18 protein-coding genes are annotated in these 17,782 nt (G+C 58.1%); 17 read left to right on the top strand and 1 reads right to left on the bottom strand.

The window, feature by feature from the left end:
- Window positions 1-33: 33 nt before the first annotated feature.
- The 17 genes from glyA to rnhB all read left to right on the top strand — a co-directional run bounded on the left by glyA (window position 34) and on the right by rnhB (window position 15,859).
- A complete protein-coding gene (gene glyA, locus M3P88_RS05225) occupies window positions 34-1,281 on the top strand; it encodes a serine hydroxymethyltransferase (protein ID WP_124735844.1) in 1,248 nt (415 codons plus the stop codon).
- A gap of 122 nt (window positions 1,282-1,403) precedes the next feature.
- Window positions 1,404-1,598 (top strand): hypothetical protein, encoded by a 195-nt coding sequence (locus M3P88_RS05230; RefSeq protein ID WP_249614992.1) that lies wholly within the window; start codon window positions 1,404-1,406, stop codon window positions 1,596-1,598.
- Window positions 1,599-1,726: 128 nt separating this feature from the next.
- Window positions 1,727-2,455, top strand: a complete 729-nt coding sequence (gene rpsB / locus M3P88_RS05235) for a 30S ribosomal protein S2 (RefSeq protein ID WP_124735846.1) — start codon at window positions 1,727-1,729, stop codon at window positions 2,453-2,455.
- A 76-nt stretch (window positions 2,456-2,531) separates the two neighbouring features.
- Window positions 2,532-3,398, top strand: coding sequence for a translation elongation factor Ts (gene tsf, locus M3P88_RS05240; protein ID WP_124735847.1), 867 nt, complete (start codon window positions 2,532-2,534; stop codon window positions 3,396-3,398).
- 88 nt (window positions 3,399-3,486) lie between these two features.
- Entirely contained in the window at window positions 3,487-4,206 is a 720-nt protein-coding gene (pyrH, locus tag M3P88_RS05245; RefSeq protein ID WP_124735848.1) for a UMP kinase, read from the top strand.
- A 78-nt stretch (window positions 4,207-4,284) separates the two neighbouring features.
- A complete protein-coding gene (frr, locus tag M3P88_RS05250; RefSeq protein ID WP_124735849.1) occupies window positions 4,285-4,842 on the top strand; it encodes a ribosome recycling factor in 558 nt (185 codons plus the stop codon).
- A gap of 10 nt (window positions 4,843-4,852) precedes the next feature.
- Window positions 4,853-5,602, top strand: a complete 750-nt coding sequence (uppS, locus tag M3P88_RS05255; protein ID WP_249614993.1) for a polyprenyl diphosphate synthase — start codon at window positions 4,853-4,855, stop codon at window positions 5,600-5,602.
- Window positions 5,603-5,605: 3 nt separating this feature from the next.
- Window positions 5,606-6,412: a phosphatidate cytidylyltransferase gene (locus M3P88_RS05260; protein WP_249614994.1), complete on the top strand. Its 807-nt coding sequence runs from the start codon at window positions 5,606-5,608 to the stop codon at window positions 6,410-6,412.
- A gap of 10 nt (window positions 6,413-6,422) precedes the next feature.
- On the top strand, window positions 6,423-7,607 hold the full coding sequence (ispC, locus tag M3P88_RS05265) for a 1-deoxy-D-xylulose-5-phosphate reductoisomerase (RefSeq protein ID WP_249614995.1): 1,185 nt from the start codon (window positions 6,423-6,425) through the stop codon (window positions 7,605-7,607).
- Window positions 7,604-8,944 (top strand): RIP metalloprotease RseP, encoded by a 1,341-nt coding sequence (gene rseP / locus M3P88_RS05270; RefSeq protein WP_249614996.1) that lies wholly within the window; start codon window positions 7,604-7,606, stop codon window positions 8,942-8,944. The genes ispC and rseP overlap by 4 nt, the downstream gene beginning before the upstream one ends.
- An 8-nt stretch (window positions 8,945-8,952) precedes the next feature.
- Window positions 8,953-11,250, top strand: coding sequence for an outer membrane protein assembly factor BamA (gene bamA / locus M3P88_RS05275; RefSeq protein WP_249614997.1), 2,298 nt, complete (start codon window positions 8,953-8,955; stop codon window positions 11,248-11,250).
- A gap of 10 nt (window positions 11,251-11,260) precedes the next feature.
- The gene (locus M3P88_RS05280) at window positions 11,261-11,746 is read left to right on the top strand and encodes an OmpH/Skp family outer membrane protein (RefSeq protein ID WP_249614998.1); all 486 of its coding nucleotides are present in this window, start codon (window positions 11,261-11,263) and stop codon (window positions 11,744-11,746) included.
- 86 nt (window positions 11,747-11,832) lie between these two features.
- A complete protein-coding gene (lpxD, locus tag M3P88_RS05285) occupies window positions 11,833-12,876 on the top strand; it encodes a UDP-3-O-(3-hydroxymyristoyl)glucosamine N-acyltransferase (protein WP_249614999.1) in 1,044 nt (347 codons plus the stop codon).
- Window positions 12,873-13,322 (top strand): 3-hydroxyacyl-ACP dehydratase FabZ, encoded by a 450-nt coding sequence (gene fabZ, locus M3P88_RS05290; RefSeq protein ID WP_160796255.1) that lies wholly within the window; start codon window positions 12,873-12,875, stop codon window positions 13,320-13,322. Before lpxD ends, fabZ begins: the two co-directional genes overlap by 4 nt.
- Before the next feature lies 1 nt (window position 13,323).
- On the top strand, window positions 13,324-14,097 hold the full coding sequence (gene lpxA / locus M3P88_RS05295) for an acyl-ACP--UDP-N-acetylglucosamine O-acyltransferase (RefSeq protein ID WP_249615000.1): 774 nt from the start codon (window positions 13,324-13,326) through the stop codon (window positions 14,095-14,097).
- 2 nt (window positions 14,098-14,099) lie between these two features.
- Complete coding sequence (gene lpxB, locus M3P88_RS05300) at window positions 14,100-15,281, top strand: lipid-A-disaccharide synthase (RefSeq protein WP_249615001.1); 1,182 nt, start codon at window positions 14,100-14,102, stop codon at window positions 15,279-15,281.
- Window positions 15,263-15,859, top strand: a complete 597-nt coding sequence (gene rnhB, locus M3P88_RS05305; RefSeq protein ID WP_249615002.1) for a ribonuclease HII — start codon at window positions 15,263-15,265, stop codon at window positions 15,857-15,859. Before lpxB ends, rnhB begins: the two co-directional genes overlap by 19 nt.
- A 258-nt stretch (window positions 15,860-16,117) precedes the next feature.
- Here rnhB and arcD read toward each other — a convergent pair whose 3' ends face one another.
- Entirely contained in the window at window positions 16,118-17,530 is a 1,413-nt protein-coding gene (arcD, locus tag M3P88_RS05310) for an arginine-ornithine antiporter (RefSeq protein ID WP_249615003.1), read from the bottom strand.
- Window positions 17,531-17,782: the final 252 nt, after the last annotated feature.

Genomic DNA, 17,782 nt, shown 5'->3' on the forward strand with positions numbered 1-17,782 from the left:
CGTTACTGAACCCTTGATTTGGAAGAGTTGAAGATGTTTGCTACTGACCAGTCGATTGCCCAGTTTGACCCCGAACTTTCCGCCGCCATTGAGGCAGAGTGCCAGCGCCAGGAAGACCATATCGAGCTGATTGCCTCGGAGAACTACACCAGTCCGGCTGTGATGGAGGCGCAAGGCTCCCAGCTGACTAATAAGTATGCCGAAGGCTATCCGGGTAAGCGCTTCTATGGCGGTTGCGAACATGTGGATGTTGTCGAGCAGCTGGCGATCGATCGCGTTAAGCAACTGTTCGGTGCCGAGTATGCCAACGTGCAGCCGCACTCTGGTTCCCAGGCTAACCAGGCGGTGTATTTCTCCATCCTCAAGCCGGGCGACACCGTGATGGGGATGAATCTCGGTCATGGTGGCCACCTGACGCATGGCAGTCCAGCCAACCTGTCGGGCAAGATGTTTAATATTGTCGCTTACGGTCTTAATGAAAATGAAGAGATCGATTACGACGATATGGAGCGCGTGGCCATGGAAACCCGCCCCAAGCTGATTATTGGCGGTGCTTCGGCCTTTGCCTTGCGTTTCGATTTCGAACGCATGGGCCAGATTGCCAAGAAGTGCGGTGCTTACTTTATGGTGGATATGGCGCATTACGCCGGTCTGATTGCCGCGGGTGTTTACCCTAACCCGGTGCCACATGCTGACTTCGTGACCTCGACCACGCACAAGACACTGCGCGGCCCGCGCGGCGGCATCATCCTGGCCAAAGCCGAGTACGAGAAGAGCCTGAACTCTTCGGTATTCCCGACCTTGCAGGGCGGCCCGCTGATGCATGTTATCGCCGGTAAGGCGATCGCCTTCAAAGAAGCACTCAAGCCCGAATTCAAGGCGTATCAGGAGCAAGTGCTGAAAAACGCCGACGCAATGGCGCGCACGCTGACCGAGCGCGGTCTGCGTATCGTGTCCGGCCGTACCGAAAGCCATGTATTCCTGGTAGACCTGCGCGCCAAGGGCTTGACCGGCAAGGCGGCTGATGCGGCTTTGGGTAAGGCACACATCACGGTGAACAAGAACTCGATTCCGAATGATCCGGAAAGCCCGTTCATTACCTCCGGCATCCGTATCGGCAGTCCGGCGATCACGACCCGCGGCTTTAAAGAAGCCGAAGCGGTGATAGTGGCCAACTTGATCGCCGATGTACTGGATGCGCCGGAAGACGCAGCGGTGCTTGCGCGTGTCGCGGCTGAAGCGACCGCTTTGTGCCATCGTTTCCCGGTGTACGCCAAGTAAGCTTGCCTGTCTGTTAAAGCGCCGCGCTTCCCGTAGTGGGGCGCGGCGTTTTTGCTGTGTCGTTCACGCGTGTCCGTCAGGCTTCACGCTGCGTGCAGAAATCAATTCAAAGGTCTTGAGCTATGTATTTGCTGGTGGTGGGCTGGGTGTATGTGATTCTGATGTTTTCGCTGGCGCAAGAGAGCGTAGTTGCCGGCGTATTGACCTTTTTTCTGCTTGGCGTGCTGCCTGTGGTGTTATGGGTGTGGATGAAAATACACCGTTTGCGTGCACGGCGCGAGGCGGCGGCATCTGAGCAAGATGATGGCAAAGCTTGAGGATTACGCCTTGGCAGTGATAGAATCCCGCGTCCCCGGAATTTAGGGGAACTACGCACGTTCGCGCCAAAGGGTGTCCGCAAGGATTTTTGCGCGAACGGAGCCCATAACCCTTAGGAGTTTATTTAATGAGCACTACCGTTACCATGCGTCAAATGCTGGAGGCCGGCGTTCACTTCGGTCACCAAACCCGCTTCTGGAACCCAAAGATGGCTCAGTACATCTTCGGCAGCCGCAACAAGATCCACATCATCAACCTGGAAAAGACCCTGCCACTGTTTATCAGTGCTCAGGACTATGTTCGCCGCTTGGCTGCGAACAAGGGTACCGTGATGTTTGTCGGCACCAAGCGTCAGGCGCGTGAAATCGTACGTGAAGAAGCTAGCCGTGCAGGCGTTCCTTTCGTTGATCACCGCTGGCTCGGCGGCATGCTGACCAACTACAAGACGGTTAAGCAGTCGATCAAGCGTCTGGAAGAAAAGTCTGCTGCGCTGGCTAACGCGGACGAAAGCGGTTTCAACAAGAAAGAACTGCTGGACATGCAGCGCGAAGTTGAAAAACTCGAGCGTTCGCTGGGCGGTATCAAGGATATGAAGGGTCTGCCAGACGCCATCTTCGTTATCGATACCGGCTACCAGAAGGGCACCATCGTTGAAGCCCAGAAACTGGGTATCCCAGTTATTGGCGTGGTTGATACCAATAACAACCCAGAGGGTATCGATTTCGTGATCCCGGGTAACGACGACTCCAGTCGTGCGATTCGCCTGTACGCTCGTGGTATCGCTGATGCGGTACTCGAAGGTCGCGCACAAGCGATGCAGGAAATCGTAGCTGCCCAACCGGCTGCTGCCGAGTAAGCAGGGAAAACCAAGGGGGCGCAAGCCCCTTTTTTCCGGTCTGGTTACCTGTTTCACATAATCTAGGAGTTTGAAAATGGCGGAAATCACCGCGAAAATGGTCGCCGAGTTGCGCGCTGCAACCTCGATGGGCATGATGGAGTGCAAAAAAGCACTGGTCGAAGCCGAAGGCGACATGGCCAAGGCTGAAGAAATCCTGCGTATCAAGTCCGGCAACAAGGCTTCCAAGCTGGCCGGCCGTACCGCAGCCGAAGGCGTTATTTCCACCTTCGTTGAAGGTGGTGTGGGCGCCATGGTTGAAGTCAACTGCGAAACCGACTTCGTAGCCAAGGATGCGACTTTCCTCGCCTTTACCCAGGCTGCAGCCGAAGCCGTTGCCAAAGCCAATCCTGCCGATGTTGAAGCGCTGTCTGCCGTTATCGTTAACGGTCAGAGCGTAGAAGACATCCGCAAGGCTGCGATTGCCAAGCTGGGCGAAAACATGACGATCCGTCGTTTTGCCCGCTACGACACGACCGGCAAGATCGCTACTTACCTGCACGGTGCCAAGATTGGTGTGATCGTTGACATCAATGGCGAAGAAGCACTGGGTCGCGACGTGGCCATGCACATTGCTGCATCCAAGCCTATCTGCGTATCCAAGGAACAGGTTCCTGCCGAAACGCTGGAAACCGAGCGCCGCATCTTTACCGAGCAGGCTATTGCCGAAGGCAAGCCGGCCGATATCGCCGCCAAGATGGTTGAAGGCCGTGTACGCAAGTACCTGGCTGAAGTCACCCTGGTGGGTCAGCAGTTCGTCAAGAACCCTGACATCACCGTAGAGAAGTTGCTGTCCGAGCAGGGCGCAACCGTTAATGCATTCGCTATGTTCGTTGTGGGCGAAGGCATTGAGAAAAAAGTAGTTGATTACGCTGCTGAAGTGGCTGCTGCCGCTAAGGTTTAAGCCTTAATCCGGCTACGAAGGACGGCACCTCGTTTCGGGGTGCCGTTTTGCAAATGTACACTATCAAAATCACGAGTCCGAGGACACCATGAGCCAAGCCCCTGCCTATAAACGCATCCTGTTGAAATTGTCCGGTGAGGCCCTGATGGGAGGGGATAGCTACGGGATCAACCGTGCCACCATCGAACAGATCGTATCCCAGGTCAAGGAAGTGGTTGATATGGGCGTCCAGGTCGGTGTCGTGGTCGGTGGCGGCAATATTTTCCGTGGCGTATCCCAGGCTGCATCCGGTATGGATCGTGCCACTGCCGACTACATGGGCATGATGGCCACGGTGATGAACGCCCTGGCACTGAAAGACGCGATGGAACGTATCGGCATCGTCGCGCGCGTACAGTCGGCGCTGACCATGCAGCAGGTGGCCGAGCCTTATGTGCGTGGCAAGGCGATGCAGTATCTGGAAGAAGGCAAGGTCGTGATCTTTGGTGCCGGTACCGGCAACCCGTTCTTTACCACCGATACCGCAGCGGCTTTGCGCGGTATGGAAATGAATGTGGACATCATGCTCAAGGCCACCAATGTCGATGGCGTGTACACCGACGATCCGAAAAAGAATCCGGAAGCGGTCCGCTACCAGACACTGACCTTTGATGAAGCCATCTCGCGCAATCTCAAAGTGATGGATGCAACCGCTTTTGCACTGTGCCGCGACCAGAACCTGAATATCAAGGTATTCAGCATTTTCCGCAATGGCGCGCTGCGCCGCGTCGTGCTTGGCGAAGACGAAGGCACGCTGGTACACTGCTAAGCATTAGAACACGACAGGCGGAAACGGCGAGTGCGCCGCTTTCCGCCTTGTTTTTCAGAAATACACTGTGGAGTAAACATGATCAACGACGTCAAGAAAACGGCCGAGCTGAAAATGCAGAAGTCGCTGGAAGTCTTCAAGAACGATCTGAACAAGGTGCGTACCGGTCGTGCACATACCGGCATTCTTGATCACGTAATGGTTGATTACTATGGCAGCCCGGTGCCGGTTGCTCAGGTTGCCAGCGTCAACCTGATCGATGCACGTACGATCGGTGTTCAGCCTTGGGAAAAACCGATGCTGGCCAAGATCGAAAAGGCCATCCGCGATTGCGACCTCGGCCTGAACCCGGCAGCGATGGGTGATCTCATTCGCGTACCGATGCCGATGCTGACCGAAGAGCGCCGCCGCGATCTGATCAAGGTGGTGCGCAGCGAGGCTGAAGGCGCGCGCGTATCGGTGCGCAATATCCGCCGCGATGCCAATAACGAACTGAAGTCGCTGCTCAAAGACAAGGATATTACCGAAGACGACGAGCGTCGTACCCAGGACGATATCCAGAAGCTGACCGACAAGTATATTGCCGAAGTCGACAAGGCGCTGGCCGCCAAAGAAACCGACCTGATGGCGGTGTAAGGGGCTTGATTTGCTTGGTAGTTCAACTGTAGCGGTGCCGGATACGCATCCGGTGCCGCGTCATGTGGCGATTATCCTCGACGGCAACGGACGCTGGGCCAAAAAGCGCCTGTTGCCGCGTATTGCCGGTCATAAGCGCGGCCTGGATGCCGTGCGGGAAACGGTCAAGGCTTGTGCTGAAATGGGGGTCGAGTATCTGACCCTGTTTGCCTTCTCGACCGAGAACTGGCGCCGGCCGCCCGAGGAAGTGTCCTTTTTGATGGGGCTGTTTATCACTGCGCTCGAACGCGAAGCCAAGCGTTTGCATGAGCGCAATATCCGTCTCAAGGTGATCGGTTCGCGCGAGCGTTTTGCCCCCGAGTTGCTGGCGCGCATTGTGGCGGCCGAGGCACTGACCGCGGCAAACACCGGCTTAACGCTGGCCATTGCCGCCGATTACGGCGGACGCTGGGACATTCTGAATGCGGTCAACCAGTTAATTGCCGAGGGTGCGAGCCATATCAGCGAAGAGGCGTTGTACGACAAGCTGTCTTTTGGCGATGCGCCCGAGCCTGATTTGTTTATCCGCACCGGTGGTGAGCAGCGCATCAGCAATTTCCTGTTGTGGCAGCTGGCTTACAGCGAGTTGTATTTCACCGACCTGCTGTGGCCGGACTTTGACCGGCAGGCACTTGAAGCCGCCATTGCCTCGTACCGGCAACGCGAACGCCGCTACGGGCGTACCAGCGAACAATTGCCGCCCGATCAACAACGAGGCTGACCTATGCTCAAGACCCGTATCCTGACTGCCCTAGTCTTGCTGCCGCTAATGCTGGCGGCATTGTTTGTTTTTCCGGCACCGCTCTGGGCCGCTTTTTCCTGGTTGATTGTCGGCGTGGCGCTGTGGGAGTTCTCCCGCATGGCGGGTCTGACCGGCCTCACGCAGTGGGGCTATCTTGCCGCGTCCAGTGCTCTTGCCGCCCTTGCCTGGCAGCAGGGCTGGACGCTGCCACCGGTCGCGCAACTTGGCGTGCTGGCTTTCTGGCTAGTGCTGGCACCTTTATGGCTGGCTAAGCGCTGGCATTTAACCCATCAGCCCGCTGCCATGGCGCTGGGCTGGGGCATGCTGTTTCCTTGCTGGTTTGCTTTTATCGAACTCAGGCCGACACCGGCGGATGCTTATGCGCTGCTTGCAGTCATGGGCCTGGTTTGGGTCGCCGATGTGGCGGCTTATTTTGCAGGCCGAGCCTTTGGCAAAAAAAAGCTGGCGCCAGCCATTAGTCCGGGTAAAAGCTGGGCCGGCGTCTATGGCGCCTTGCTGGCGGTGGTGGCCTATGCCGTGCTGGTCACGCAGTTGGGCTGGGTTAATGTGAGCTTGCCGTTATGGGTTCTGGTGCCGTTGGCGCTGGCGCTGACCATGGTCAGCGTCGAGGGGGACTTGCTCGAGTCCTGGTTCAAGCGTTCGGCAGGGGTCAAGGATAGTAGTGCGCTATTGCCGGGGCATGGCGGTGTTTATGATCGCATCGACAGCCTGATTGCGGTGCTGGCGGTCACGAATGCGCTGCTGGCGTTGTCCCGCACGTTTATCTAGAGGCTATGACATGTCGCGTTCTTCTTTAGGCGTTACGCTGCTGGGCTCCACCGGCAGCATAGGCAAGAGCACGCTGGACGTGCTGGCGCTGCATCCCGAGCGTTTCCATCTGGTGGCATTGACCGCGTATTCACAGCTGGATCTGTTATTCGAGCAGTGCTGCCGCTTCAAGCCTGAGTTTGCCGTGGTTGCCAATGAAGCAGCTGCCCGCGTACTGCGCCCGCGACTGTCGGCTGCCGGCGTGCATACCGAGGTATTGCAGGGGGAGGGCGCACTGGAAACGGTCGCCTCCTTGCCGCAAACCGATGCGGTGATGGCGGCAATCGTTGGTGCGGCCGGTTTGCGCCCCGCCATGGCGGCGGCGCGTGCCGGCAAACGCGTGATGCTGGCTAATAAAGAATCGCTAGTCGTAGCCGGTGCGCTATTTATGCAGGCTGTGCGCGCCAGTGGCGCGACCTTGCTGCCGGTTGACAGCGAACACAATGCGATTTTCCAGTCCTTACCCTCTGGCTTTAGCGGAGACATGGCGGCCAGCGGTGTAGAGAAGCTGGTGCTGACCGCCTCAGGCGGGCCGTTTCGCCGTATGGCGGCAGCCGATCTTGAACATGTGAGCGTGGAGCAAGCGTGCGCTCACCCCAACTGGTCCATGGGGCGCAAGATTTCGGTCGATTCCGCCACGCTGATGAATAAGGGGCTGGAGCTGATCGAGGCGCACTGGCTATTCAATATGCCGGCGGCCGATATCGAGGTGGTGGTGCATCCGCAAAGCGTGATTCATTCCATGGTGCGCTACCGCGATGGCTCGGTGATTGCCCAGCTGGGGGCGCCGGATATGCGTACTCCCATTGCCTATGCCTTGTCCTGGCCGGAACGCATCGAAGCCGGCGTCGAGCGGCTGGATTTTCTCAAGCTGGGCAGCCTGACTTTCGAAGCGCCGGATATGGTGCGCTTTCCGTGCCTTGCGCTGGCTTATCAGGCCTTGGCTGCGGGGGGGGATGCCTGTTGCGTGTTAAATGCGGCGAATGAAGTTGCCGTAGCAGGTTTTCTGGACGGAAAAATCGGCTTTACCGATATTGCGCGTCAGGTTGAGGCCGCGCTCGCGGCGCTGGACTTGTCGGCCAGCACTTCGATCGATGATTTGATGGCGCGCGACGCCGAGGCGCGGCGCTTTGTTGCGGCGAGGATAGGCGGATGATGACAGTACTCGCGTTTTTGTTGGCCATCGGCGTGCTGGTGACCTTTCACGAGTATGGTCATTATCAGGTTGCGCGCTGGTGCGGCGTGCGCGTATTGCGTTTCTCCATCGGCTTTGGCAAGCCGTTATTGAAACGGCAGCGCGGCGATACCGAATGGGTGCTGGCGGCCATCCCTCTGGGCGGCTACGTCAAGATGCTGGACGAACGCGAAGGGGAGGTCAGGGCGGAAGACCGCCACCTGGCCTTCAATAACCAGTCGGTTTACAAGCGTATTGCCATTGTCGCGGCGGGGCCAATAGCCAACTTCTTGTTGGCTATTGCCTTGTTCTGGTTGGTGCTGCTGCCCGGTGGTACCGCCGTGCAGCCTCTGGTGGGTACTGTGGCACAGCAAAGTGCCGCCGCCGCCGCTGGGGTACAGACAGGAGACCGTCTTGTTGCGATCAACGGTCAGGCAACGCCCAACTGGGAGGCCATCAGCGATGCCGTCAATCAAGGCATCGCCAATGATGGCCAGCTTGTTCTAAGCGTGGAGCAAGGCGGCACGCGCCGTGAACTGCAGGTCGACTTGCCACGTTTTGGCCTTACGCAGTTAGATGAAAAAAGCCTGAGCAAGCTGGGCATGATGCCGGCGCGTTATTTGCCGAAAATTGCCATGCTTGAACCCTCGGGGGCAGGGGCTAAGGCCGGGCTCAAGGTCGGGGATACCTTGCTGGCCATGGACGGTGTACCGGTGAAGACCTGGGCGGACTGGGTGGCAGTGGTAAAAAACCATCCTGGAAAGTCGATGCAGCTTCAAGTCGAGCGTGCGGGTAAAACGCTGGATTTGATCTTGCGCCCGGATACGGTGATGCAGGACGGGCAGGCGAGTGGACGTATCGGTGCAGCACCCGAAGTGGATCGTGTCTGGAATCAGGCTTTGCTCTTGCGCGTCGATTACACGCCATTTGAAGCACTGGATGCCGCACTCGCCCGCACCTGGTCGATGTCGGTGACCACGCTAAGAATGATGGGGGGCATGTTGTTCGGCCAGGTGTCGCTGGATGCGGTAAGTGGTCCGTTTACCATTGCCGACTATGCCGGCAAGAGTGCCAATCAGGGCTGGCAAAGTTATCTTGCATTCATGGCTGTCATCAGTATTAGTCTTGGCGTACTCAATCTGTTGCCTGTGCCGGTGCTGGATGGGGGACACTTGCTGTATTATGTGGCAGAAATTATCAGGGGCCGGCCGTTGAGCGAACAGGTTCAGCAGCTTGGCCAGCGCATCGGTTTTGCCATTATCATGGCACTTATGGTTCTTGCCCTCTTCAATGATTTGGGCCGACTGCTCGGAGGCTGACGCCAAGCATGAAAACAACAACATTAGTCGCTGCACTTGCCATGGCCTTTATGGCCCAGGCTCAGGCTGAAAGCAGCTTTGTCATCAAGGATATCAAGGTAGAGGGTTTGCAGCGTACCGAGCCCGGTACGGTGTTCAGCTATCTGCCGGTCAAGGTGGGTGATACGTTTGACAGCCAGAAGGCTGCCGACGCGATCAAGGCACTGTTTGCCACGGGCTTTTTTAACGATGTCCGAGTCGAGCATGACGGCGATGTCGTTATCGTTGCCGTGGCTGAACGTCCGGTGGTGGCGCAACTGACGGTCGAAGGTGCCAAGGAATTCGATAAGGAGCAGCTGAAAAAGGCGCTCAAGGAAAATGGTCTGGCCGATGGCCGCATCTTCGATCAGGCTTTGCTGGACCAGGCGGTACAGGAGCTTAAGCGCCAGTATTACAGCCGCGGCAAATATTCGGTAGAGATCCAGCCTACGGTGACGCGGCTGGACCGCAACCGCGTGGCGGTGACGCTGGATATTACCGAAGGCGTGACCGCCAAGATTCGCGATATCAAGATTGTCGGTGCGCAGGATTTCTCGCAGGACGATCTGCTGGAAGAGTTTTCTCTCGCCCCCTCCGGCTGGACCAGCTGGCTGGCGCGCGACGACCAGTACTCCAAGCAAAAGCTGTCTGCCGATCTGGAAAAGCTCAAGGCCTTCTACCAGAACCAGGGTTACGTCGAGTTCAATATCGAGTCGACCCAGGTTTCCATTAGCGCCGACAAAAAAGACGTTTACCTCACCATTAATGTGACGGAGGGTAAGCCGTTTCGCGTGTCGGAAACGCGTCTGGCGGGTGATTTGAAAGTCGCAGAAGCGGAACTGAAGCCTTTGGTTGCGATCAAGGACGGGGCTTTGTTCGAGCGCGAAAAGGTGAATGATACGGTCAGCGCCATTGCCGACAAGCTGGGCGCCGAAGGTTACGCCTTTGCCAACGTCAATGTGGTGCCTGAGCTGGATAAGGAAAAGCAGACCGTCAAGCTGACCTTCTTTGTCGATCCGGGCCGCAAGACCTATGTGCGCCGCGTATCCATTGCCGGCAATACCCGCACCCGTGATGAAGTGATCCGGCGCGAATTGCGCCAGCTGGAAGCGTCTACCTATAGCGGTGAGGCGATCAAGCGCTCCAAAGAGCGTTTGGAGTTGCTGGGCTATTTCGAAACGGTCAATATCGAAACGCCACCTGTAAGCGAAACGCCGGATCAGGTTGATATGGCGATTTCGGTTAAGGAACGCGCCACCGGCAGCATACAAGCCGGTGTCGGTTTCGTGCAGGGCGAAGGTTTGCAGCTGTCGGCCTCGGTGTCACAAAGTAATGTGCTGGGTTCCGGCAAGTCCATTGCGTTGGCCTTCTCCAACGGCAAGGCCAATAAGCAGGCGTCGGTTTCGTTTACCGATCCTTATTTCACCGCGGACGGTGTGAGCCTTGGTTACGATGCTTACTATCGCGTGTATGACCCGGATGCCGTGGATCAGAGCCGCTATAAGAGCACGACGGTTGGCGGCGGTTTGCGCATGGGCGTGCCGATCACCGAGTACGATCGGGTCAATCTTGGCCTTGGCGTCGAAAATACCGATCTGACGCTATTTCCCGAGAGCCCGCAGCGCTATCACGACTTTGTCGACGAGTATGGCCCCAAGAATACCACCTTGCTGGGCAGTGCCAGCTGGGGGCGCGATACGCGCGACAGCGCCTTGTGGCCGACGCGTGGCGGCACCATGGGCTTGCGCCTGGAGGCGGGTTTGCCTGGCGGTGATATCCAGTACTGGCGCTTTACGCCTAGCGTGACCTGGTTCTTCCCGCTGTCCAAGACCTTCACCCTCGCGACCAGCGGTGAAGCGGGCATCGTCAAGGGTTATGGCCGTACCAAGGATGTGCCGTTCTTCCAGAACTTCTATATGGGTGGCATTGGCTCGGTACGCGGCTACGATAATGGCAGTATCGGCCCTAAAGAACCGGATGAATTCGGGGATATGGACTATCTGGGCGGCACGCGTAAATTGCAGACCAGCATTGAGCTGCTGTTCCCCTTCCCGGGCATGAAGGATAACCGTTCGCTGCGTACCAGCTTGTTCTTCGATGCCGGTACCTTGTGGGATCCAACAGAGGCCAACAGCAGCATGTCCAGTGAGCTGCGCTACTCGGCAGGTGCTGCGCTGGCCTGGCTGTCCCCGGTTGGGCCGATGAAGTTCAGCTATGCCGTGCCGTTGAAGAAGGAAGAGGATGACAAGATCCAGCGCTTCCAGTTCACCTTGGGCACGGTCTTCTAAGGGAGGTTTTGTGAGAGCGATCAATACACTGTGTCTGGCGCTGGGCCTGGTTTTTGCCGGCTCGGCCTCGGCAGCCGATTTCAAGTTTGGCTATATCAAGATCGAGCGCATCTACAGTGAATCTGCTCCGGCGCAAGCCGCGCAGAAAAAACTGGAAAAAGAGTTTGCGCCGCGCGAGGCCGAACTTAAGCGCCTGGGTGCCAAGGCCAAAGAACTGCAGGCACAGCTGGCGAAAAAGCCGGATGATGCGGCGCGTCGCAGCATAGAGCGCGAGATGGGTGCGCTGGAGCGCGAGTATCAGGCCAGACTCAGGGATTTTCGCGATGATTTGAATCAGCGCCGCAATGAAGAGTTTGCTGCGGTGCAGGAGCGGGCCAATAGACTGGTACGCCAGATTGCCGAGAAAGAGCAATATGATCTGGTGTTGCAGGATGCGGTCTACGTCAATCCCAAGTTCGACATCACGCCGCGCGTGTTGAAAGAAATGGAAAAATAAGCCCGGACACGTTCCGGTTTATGCTGCGCGGACGCCAGTGCGTTCGCGCCATTGCCAGCCGACGTTAAGTCGGCTTTATTACTGCCATGAAACTATCCGAAATTATCCGTCACCTCGGTGGCGAACTCATTGGTGAAGACCGCGAAATCGTCAAGCTGGCGCCGCTTAGCAGCGCGCTGGCTGATGAGATCACCTTTCTTGCCAATCCGAAATACCGGCGTGAGCTGGCTTTGTCTTCGGCGAGCTGCGTGATTGTGCGCGCGGATATGCTAGACGAGGCGGCAGCGCCTGGACGCAGCCTGATTGTGACGGCCGACCCGTATCTGTATTTTGCCCGCGTAGCGACTTTGCTGAATCCCGTGCCTGCCTTGCGCCCGGGGATAGATGCGCGGGCGGTGGTCGATGCCAGCGCCGAAGTTGCAAAGAGCAGCGAAATAGGTCCCCTGGTATCGCTTGGGCGCGGCGTAGTGGTTGGCGAGCGTTGCCGTCTGTATCCGGGCGTGGTGCTGGGGGATGGTGTGGTGTTGGGTGACGATGTGACCTTGTACCCGAATGTGACCATCTATCACGGCTGCCATATCGGTCACCGGGTGGCGATCCACTCCGGTACGGTGATCGGTGCCGACGGCTTTGGTCTGGCCTGGGATAAGGATCACTGGTTCAAAATCCCGCAGACCGGCCGCGTCGTGATTGAAGACGATGTCGAAGTCGGCGCCAATACCACGATAGACCGCGGTGCGCTGTCGGATACGGTGATCCGTGCCGGTGCCAAAATAGACAATTTGGTGCAGATCGCGCACAACTGCGAAATTGGCGAACACACGGCCATTGCCGGCTGCACCGGTATTGCCGGTAGCAGCAAGATCGGGGCGCGCTGCACCCTGGGCGGGGCGGTGATGATGGTCGGTCATATCGAAGTTGCCGACCGTACCCATATTGGTGGCGGCACCCTGGTGTCCAAGTCGATCAAAAAAGCCGACAACTATGCCTCCAGCTACCCGATGTCGACGGCCAAGGACTGGATGGCCAATGCCGTGCATCTGCGCCATCTGGACCGTCTGGTCGACCGGGTTAAGCTGCTGGAAAAAGAACTCTCACAGATCAAGAACAAAGAAGGACAAGCCGAATGAGCGAAGAAGTAACGATCGATGTGCGTGAAATCATGCGCCACCTGCCGCACCGCTACCCGTTTTTGCTGGTGGACCGCGTCACCGAATTCGAGCCGGGCAAGCGCATCAAGGCGCTGAAAAACGTCACCATTAACGAGCCGTTCTTTGTTGGCCATTTTGGCGACTATCCGGTGATGCCGGGCGTGCTGATTATCGAGGCGCTGGCGCAGGCTGCCGGCGTGCTGTCGATCAAGAGTGCGGGCGAGCGCAAGGATAACGAGCTTTACTTCTTTGTCGGCATCGACAATGCCCGCTTCAAGCGTCAGGTCGTGCCGGGCGACCAGCTGGTGCTGGAAGTCGAGCAGATTGCCGCCAAACGCGGCATTGCCAAATATACGGCGCGCGCGCTGGTCGACGGCCAGGTGGCGTGCGAGGCTGAAATCATGTGTGCCAAGCGCGAGGTCTGATATGGCTATCCATCCAACGGCGATTGTCGATGCGAATGCCAAAGTTGCCGCCGATGTCGAAATCGGCGCCTACTCCATCATCGGCCCGCATGTCGAGATAGGCGAGGGTTGCTGGATAGGCCCGCATGTGGTGATTGAAGGTCATACCAAGCTGGGGCGTAATAACCGCGTGTTTCAGTTCTGTTCGCTGGGTGCGGCCCCGCAGGACAAAAAATACGCCGGCGAGCCGACCCGTCTGGAAATCGGCGACAACAACACCATACGCGAATTCTGCACCTTCAATCTGGGTACCGCTCAGGATGTGGGCGTGACTCGTGTCGGCAACGATAACTGGATCATGGCCTATGTCCATCTGGCGCATGATTGCCAGGTCGGCAACCATACCATTTTCGCCAATAACGCGACCTTGGCCGGTCATGTGCATATCGGCGACTGGGTGATTCTGGGCGGCTTTACCAGCGTGCACCAGTTCACCGTGATCGGCGACCATGCCATGACGGCTTTTTCCAGTGCGGTGACGCAGGATGTGCCGCCCTTTGTCATGGCCGCGGGTAACCGTGCCGTGCCGGCGGGCATCAATAGCGAGGGCCTTAAGCGCCGCGGCTTTAGTGCCGAGGCGATACGGGCGGTGAAGAATGCCTATAAGGCGCTATACCGTCAGGGGCTGTCGCTGGACGAAGCCAAGGCTGCCGTGGCTGACTTGGTGACGGCCCAGCCTGAGCTTGAGCCCTTCACCCGCTTCTTTGCCCAATCGGCGCGAGGGATTATCCGCTGACCATGGGGGAATCCTTATTCCGTAAGCCGGGGGCGCTCAAGGTGGCGATGGTCGCCGGTGAGGCCTCCGGCGATCTACTGGGTGCCTACCTGATCGATGCCATCAAGGCGCGTCACCCTGAGGTGGAGTTTGCCGGCATAGGCGGGCCGCGCATGCTGGCGCGCGGCTTTCATAGCATGGTGCCGCAGGAGCGTCTGGCCGTACGCGGCTATCTGGAAGTGCTGTCGCGTCTGCCTGAATTATTGGGGATACGGCGCCGCCTGAAAAACGCCTTGCTGCTTGAACGCCCCGATGTGTTTATCGGTGTGGACGCGCCCGACTTCAACTTGGGGCTGGAAAAATCGCTCAAATCCGGCGGTCTGGCTACCGTGCATTATGTCAGTCCTTCGGTCTGGGCCTGGCGGCCCGAGCGGGTGGCCAAAATCGGCGAATCGGTGTCGCGCATGCTGTGCCTGTTTCCGATGGAGCCGCCGTTATACGAAAAATACGGTGTGCCGGTGTCCTTTGTCGGTCACCCGCTGGCCAGCGAAATTGCGATTGTGCCGGATAAAGCCGCCATGCGGCGTGAACTGGGCTTGGCGCAAGCGGTGCCGGTGTTTGCCTTGCTGCCGGGCTCGCGCGTCAGCGAGCTGGACTTCATGATGCCGGTGTATCTGGCGGCCGCGCGTTTATTGCTGGAGCGCTATCCGGAGGCGCAATTTTTGGTGCCGCTGGCGACGCGCGCCACGATGGATAGGTTTGATGCCTTGCTGACCGAACACAAGGCATGGGATCTGCCGCTACGCAAGCTGATCGGCCATGCGCAGATGGCGATGATAGCCAGCGATGTGGTGCTGGTGACCAGTGGTACGGCCACGCTGGAGGTGGCGCTGACCAAGCGCCCCATGGTGATCAGCTACAAGCTCTCGGCGTTCACCTACTGGCTGGTCAAGCGCAAGATCAAGCTGCCCTGGGTGGGCTTGCCCAATATCCTGGCCGGGCGCGCGGTGGTGCCCGAGTTGCTGCAAGGCGAGGCGACACCGCAAAAACTGGCGGCGGAGCTGAGCCGCATTTATCAGGATGCGGCTTACCAAGCCGAGGTGGTGGCGGAGTTTACCCGCTTGCATCTGGCTTTGAAGCAGGACACGGCCAGTCTGGCGGCCGACGCGGTATTGGAGGTGGCAGGATGCAGTCAGTCAGTCTGATCGCCGGCGTGGACGAGGCGGGCCGGGGGCCCTTGGCCGGTGAAGTGTATGCGGCGGCGGTGATACTCGACCCGGCGCGGCCGATCGCGGGGCTGGCCGACTCGAAAAAACTGTCCGAGACCAAGCGTGACGCATTGGCACTGGAAATCCGCGAAAAAGCCTTGTGCTGGTGTATTGCCCGCGCCAGTGTTGCCGAAATCGATACGCTGAATATTCTGCACGCGACCATGCTGGCCATGCGCCGCGCGCTGGAGGGGCTGGAGCGGCAGCCGGTCGAGGCCATCATCGATGGCAACCGCGTACCTGCCGGCCTTACGATGGCGGCGCGCGCCATCGTCAAGGGCGATGCCAGCGAGCCTGCCATTTCAGCCGCCTCAATTCTGGCCAAAACGGCACGCGATGCGTCCTTGCTCGAACTGGACGCACGCCACCCCGAGTACGGCTTTGCACGGCATAAGGGTTATCCGACTGCCGAGCATATGGCGGCCATCGCCGCTCATGGCGTACTGGCCGAGCACCGCAAGAGTTTTGGTCCAGTCAAAAAATGGCTGGAAGCACATCAGGGCGAGTTGTTCTAAGAGCGTGTTCACGGTCTCGCGAGCGAGGGCGAGACAAGGCGAAAATGGCTGAGAAAGCGGAATGTACAGGTCGTACATGAGCATTTCGAAGCCGTTGAGGGCGCCGTATCGCTGATGCGCAGCAGATCGTGAACAGGCTCTAAAGGATTTGATGGCTCGCGGCATGGCTGATGTGGTGAAAGCTAAAAACAGGGCGCTCCTTGAATGGGAGACGCCCTGTTTTTTTATGGCGGGCTAAAAAGTGCCCAAGCGGGAGGCTTACAGTTTCAGCGTGCCCACCGCCAAGCCGTAAGCGGCGTAAATCCCGAGTGCCACAATCAGGATGGCAAGAATGGTTTCACCGCCGTTAAACGGTTTCTGCGCTTTTTCCTTGCGCGCCCAAACATAGAACAGCAGTCCTGGCGCGTAGAGCACCATGGAGAGCAGCAGATATTGCAAGCCGGCCGCGTAGAGCAGCCATACGCCGTAAATGGTGGCGAGCACCGCGACCAGCATATCCTTGCCGGTCGACTCTCCGCTCTTGTAGCCTTCGCCGCGCTGAACCACCATCCACGAGTAAATGGCGCAGAACAGATAGGGCAGCAGAATCATCGAGGTGGCCAGCTGCACCAGACTCAGATACACCGCGCCGTTGAAGTAGGTAATGACCAGAAACAGCTGGATCATGCCGTTGGTCAGCCATAGCGAGGGCTCGGGCGAGCCGTTGGCATTGGTCTTGCTGAAGACGGCCGGCATCATGCCGTCTTTGGCGGCGAGGTAAGGTGTCTCCCCGCATAGCAGTGTCCAGGCCAGCAAGGCACCGCCGACCGAAATCACCAGACCGGCATTCATCAGGTTGGCACCCCACGGGCCGACTGCCGCTTCCAGTACATAGGCGGTGGACGGGTTCTTCAACGCAGCCAGTTCGCTCTGGGTCAGAATGCCCATGGACAGAACCGATACCGCAATCAGCAAGGCGATGGTGAGCAAAAAGCCGATGACGGTGGCCTTGCCTACATCGGCCATGCTTTGGGCGCGGCTGGAGAACATCGAGGCGCCTTCAATACCGATAAACACCCATACGGTCACCAGCATGGTGCTTTTTACCTGATCGACAATGGAGCCCAGTTCGGGTTTGCCCCAGAAGTCGAGATTGAAGGTGTCGATCTTGAAGGCGAACAGTACGAGCAGGATAAACAGTGCCAGTGGTACCAGCTTGGCAATGGTGGTGATGGTATTGATCATCGCCGCGCCTTGTACGCCGCGCAGTACCAGAAAGTGCAGCGCCCACAGCAAGAGTGAGGAGCAAATAATGGCAGCGCCGGTATTGCCTTCGCCAAACATGGGGAACCAGAACGACAGGGCGGAGAACATCACCACAAAGTAGGCGACGTTGCCGATCCAGGCCGAGATCCAGTAGCCCCAGGCCGAGTTAAAGCCGACATAGTCACCCAGTGCGGCGCGCGCATAACCGTAGACGCCGCCGGTGACTTCGGGTTTACGGGTCGCCAGTTGCTGGAATACAAAAGCCAGCGCCAGCATGCCGACAAAGGTAATGGCCCAGCCTATGATAATGGCGCCGGCACCGGCGCCGGCCGCCATGTTTTGCGGCAGCGAGAAAATGCCGCCCCCAATCATTGAGCCGACCACCATTGCGGTGAGGGCACCCAATTTCAGTCTGTTGTCAGACATGACTTCCTCCAGAAAAATTGATGTGTTGCAAGCTGGACGCTTGCAGCGGCATCGGCGTCAAAATGCGAAATAGCGTGCTGCGGTGTATCTCAACTCATTCGCCGGGATGCAAACCTTGCGTACTTCCGGTTTGACATGACCGGTATATGACCAATCGGTAGTGCGGCAACTGCTCTGTGTTATAGACGGCGCATCCGGTTTTGCAGCGTCTTGTCGGGTGTTTGCCGACTTTTTGCCTGCAATAGTCCCTAC

It is taken from the genome of Craterilacuibacter sp. RT1T, assembly GCF_023502145.1.
Lineage (GTDB): Bacteria > Pseudomonadota > Gammaproteobacteria > Burkholderiales > Chromobacteriaceae > Craterilacuibacter.

Excerpts from the sequence above, each read along its gene's own strand:
- glyA (WP_124735844.1), top strand. The coding sequence starts at position 34 with ATGTTTGCTACTGACCAGTCGATTGCCCAGTTTGACCCCGAACTTTCC.
- M3P88_RS05230 (WP_249614992.1), top strand. The coding sequence starts at position 1,404 with ATGTATTTGCTGGTGGTGGGCTGGGTGTATGTGATTCTGATGTTTTCG.
- rpsB (WP_124735846.1), top strand. The coding sequence starts at position 1,727 with ATGAGCACTACCGTTACCATGCGTCAAATGCTGGAGGCCGGCGTTCAC.
- tsf (WP_124735847.1), top strand. The coding sequence starts at position 2,532 with ATGGCGGAAATCACCGCGAAAATGGTCGCCGAGTTGCGCGCTGCAACC.
- pyrH (WP_124735848.1), top strand. The coding sequence starts at position 3,487 with ATGAGCCAAGCCCCTGCCTATAAACGCATCCTGTTGAAATTGTCCGGT.
- frr (WP_124735849.1), top strand. The coding sequence starts at position 4,285 with ATGATCAACGACGTCAAGAAAACGGCCGAGCTGAAAATGCAGAAGTCG.
- M3P88_RS05260 (WP_249614994.1), top strand. The coding sequence starts at position 5,606 with ATGCTCAAGACCCGTATCCTGACTGCCCTAGTCTTGCTGCCGCTAATG.
- ispC (WP_249614995.1), top strand. The coding sequence starts at position 6,423 with ATGTCGCGTTCTTCTTTAGGCGTTACGCTGCTGGGCTCCACCGGCAGC.
- rseP (WP_249614996.1), top strand. The coding sequence starts at position 7,604 with ATGATGACAGTACTCGCGTTTTTGTTGGCCATCGGCGTGCTGGTGACC.
- bamA (WP_249614997.1), top strand. The coding sequence starts at position 8,953 with ATGAAAACAACAACATTAGTCGCTGCACTTGCCATGGCCTTTATGGCC.
- lpxD (WP_249614999.1), top strand. The coding sequence starts at position 11,833 with ATGAAACTATCCGAAATTATCCGTCACCTCGGTGGCGAACTCATTGGT.
- fabZ (WP_160796255.1), top strand. The coding sequence starts at position 12,873 with ATGAGCGAAGAAGTAACGATCGATGTGCGTGAAATCATGCGCCACCTG.
- lpxA (WP_249615000.1), top strand. The coding sequence starts at position 13,324 with ATGGCTATCCATCCAACGGCGATTGTCGATGCGAATGCCAAAGTTGCC.
- lpxB (WP_249615001.1), top strand. The coding sequence starts at position 14,100 with ATGGGGGAATCCTTATTCCGTAAGCCGGGGGCGCTCAAGGTGGCGATG.
- rnhB (WP_249615002.1), top strand. The coding sequence starts at position 15,263 with ATGCAGTCAGTCAGTCTGATCGCCGGCGTGGACGAGGCGGGCCGGGGG.
- arcD (WP_249615003.1), bottom strand. The coding sequence starts at position 17,530 with ATGTCTGACAACAGACTGAAATTGGGTGCCCTCACCGCAATGGTGGTC.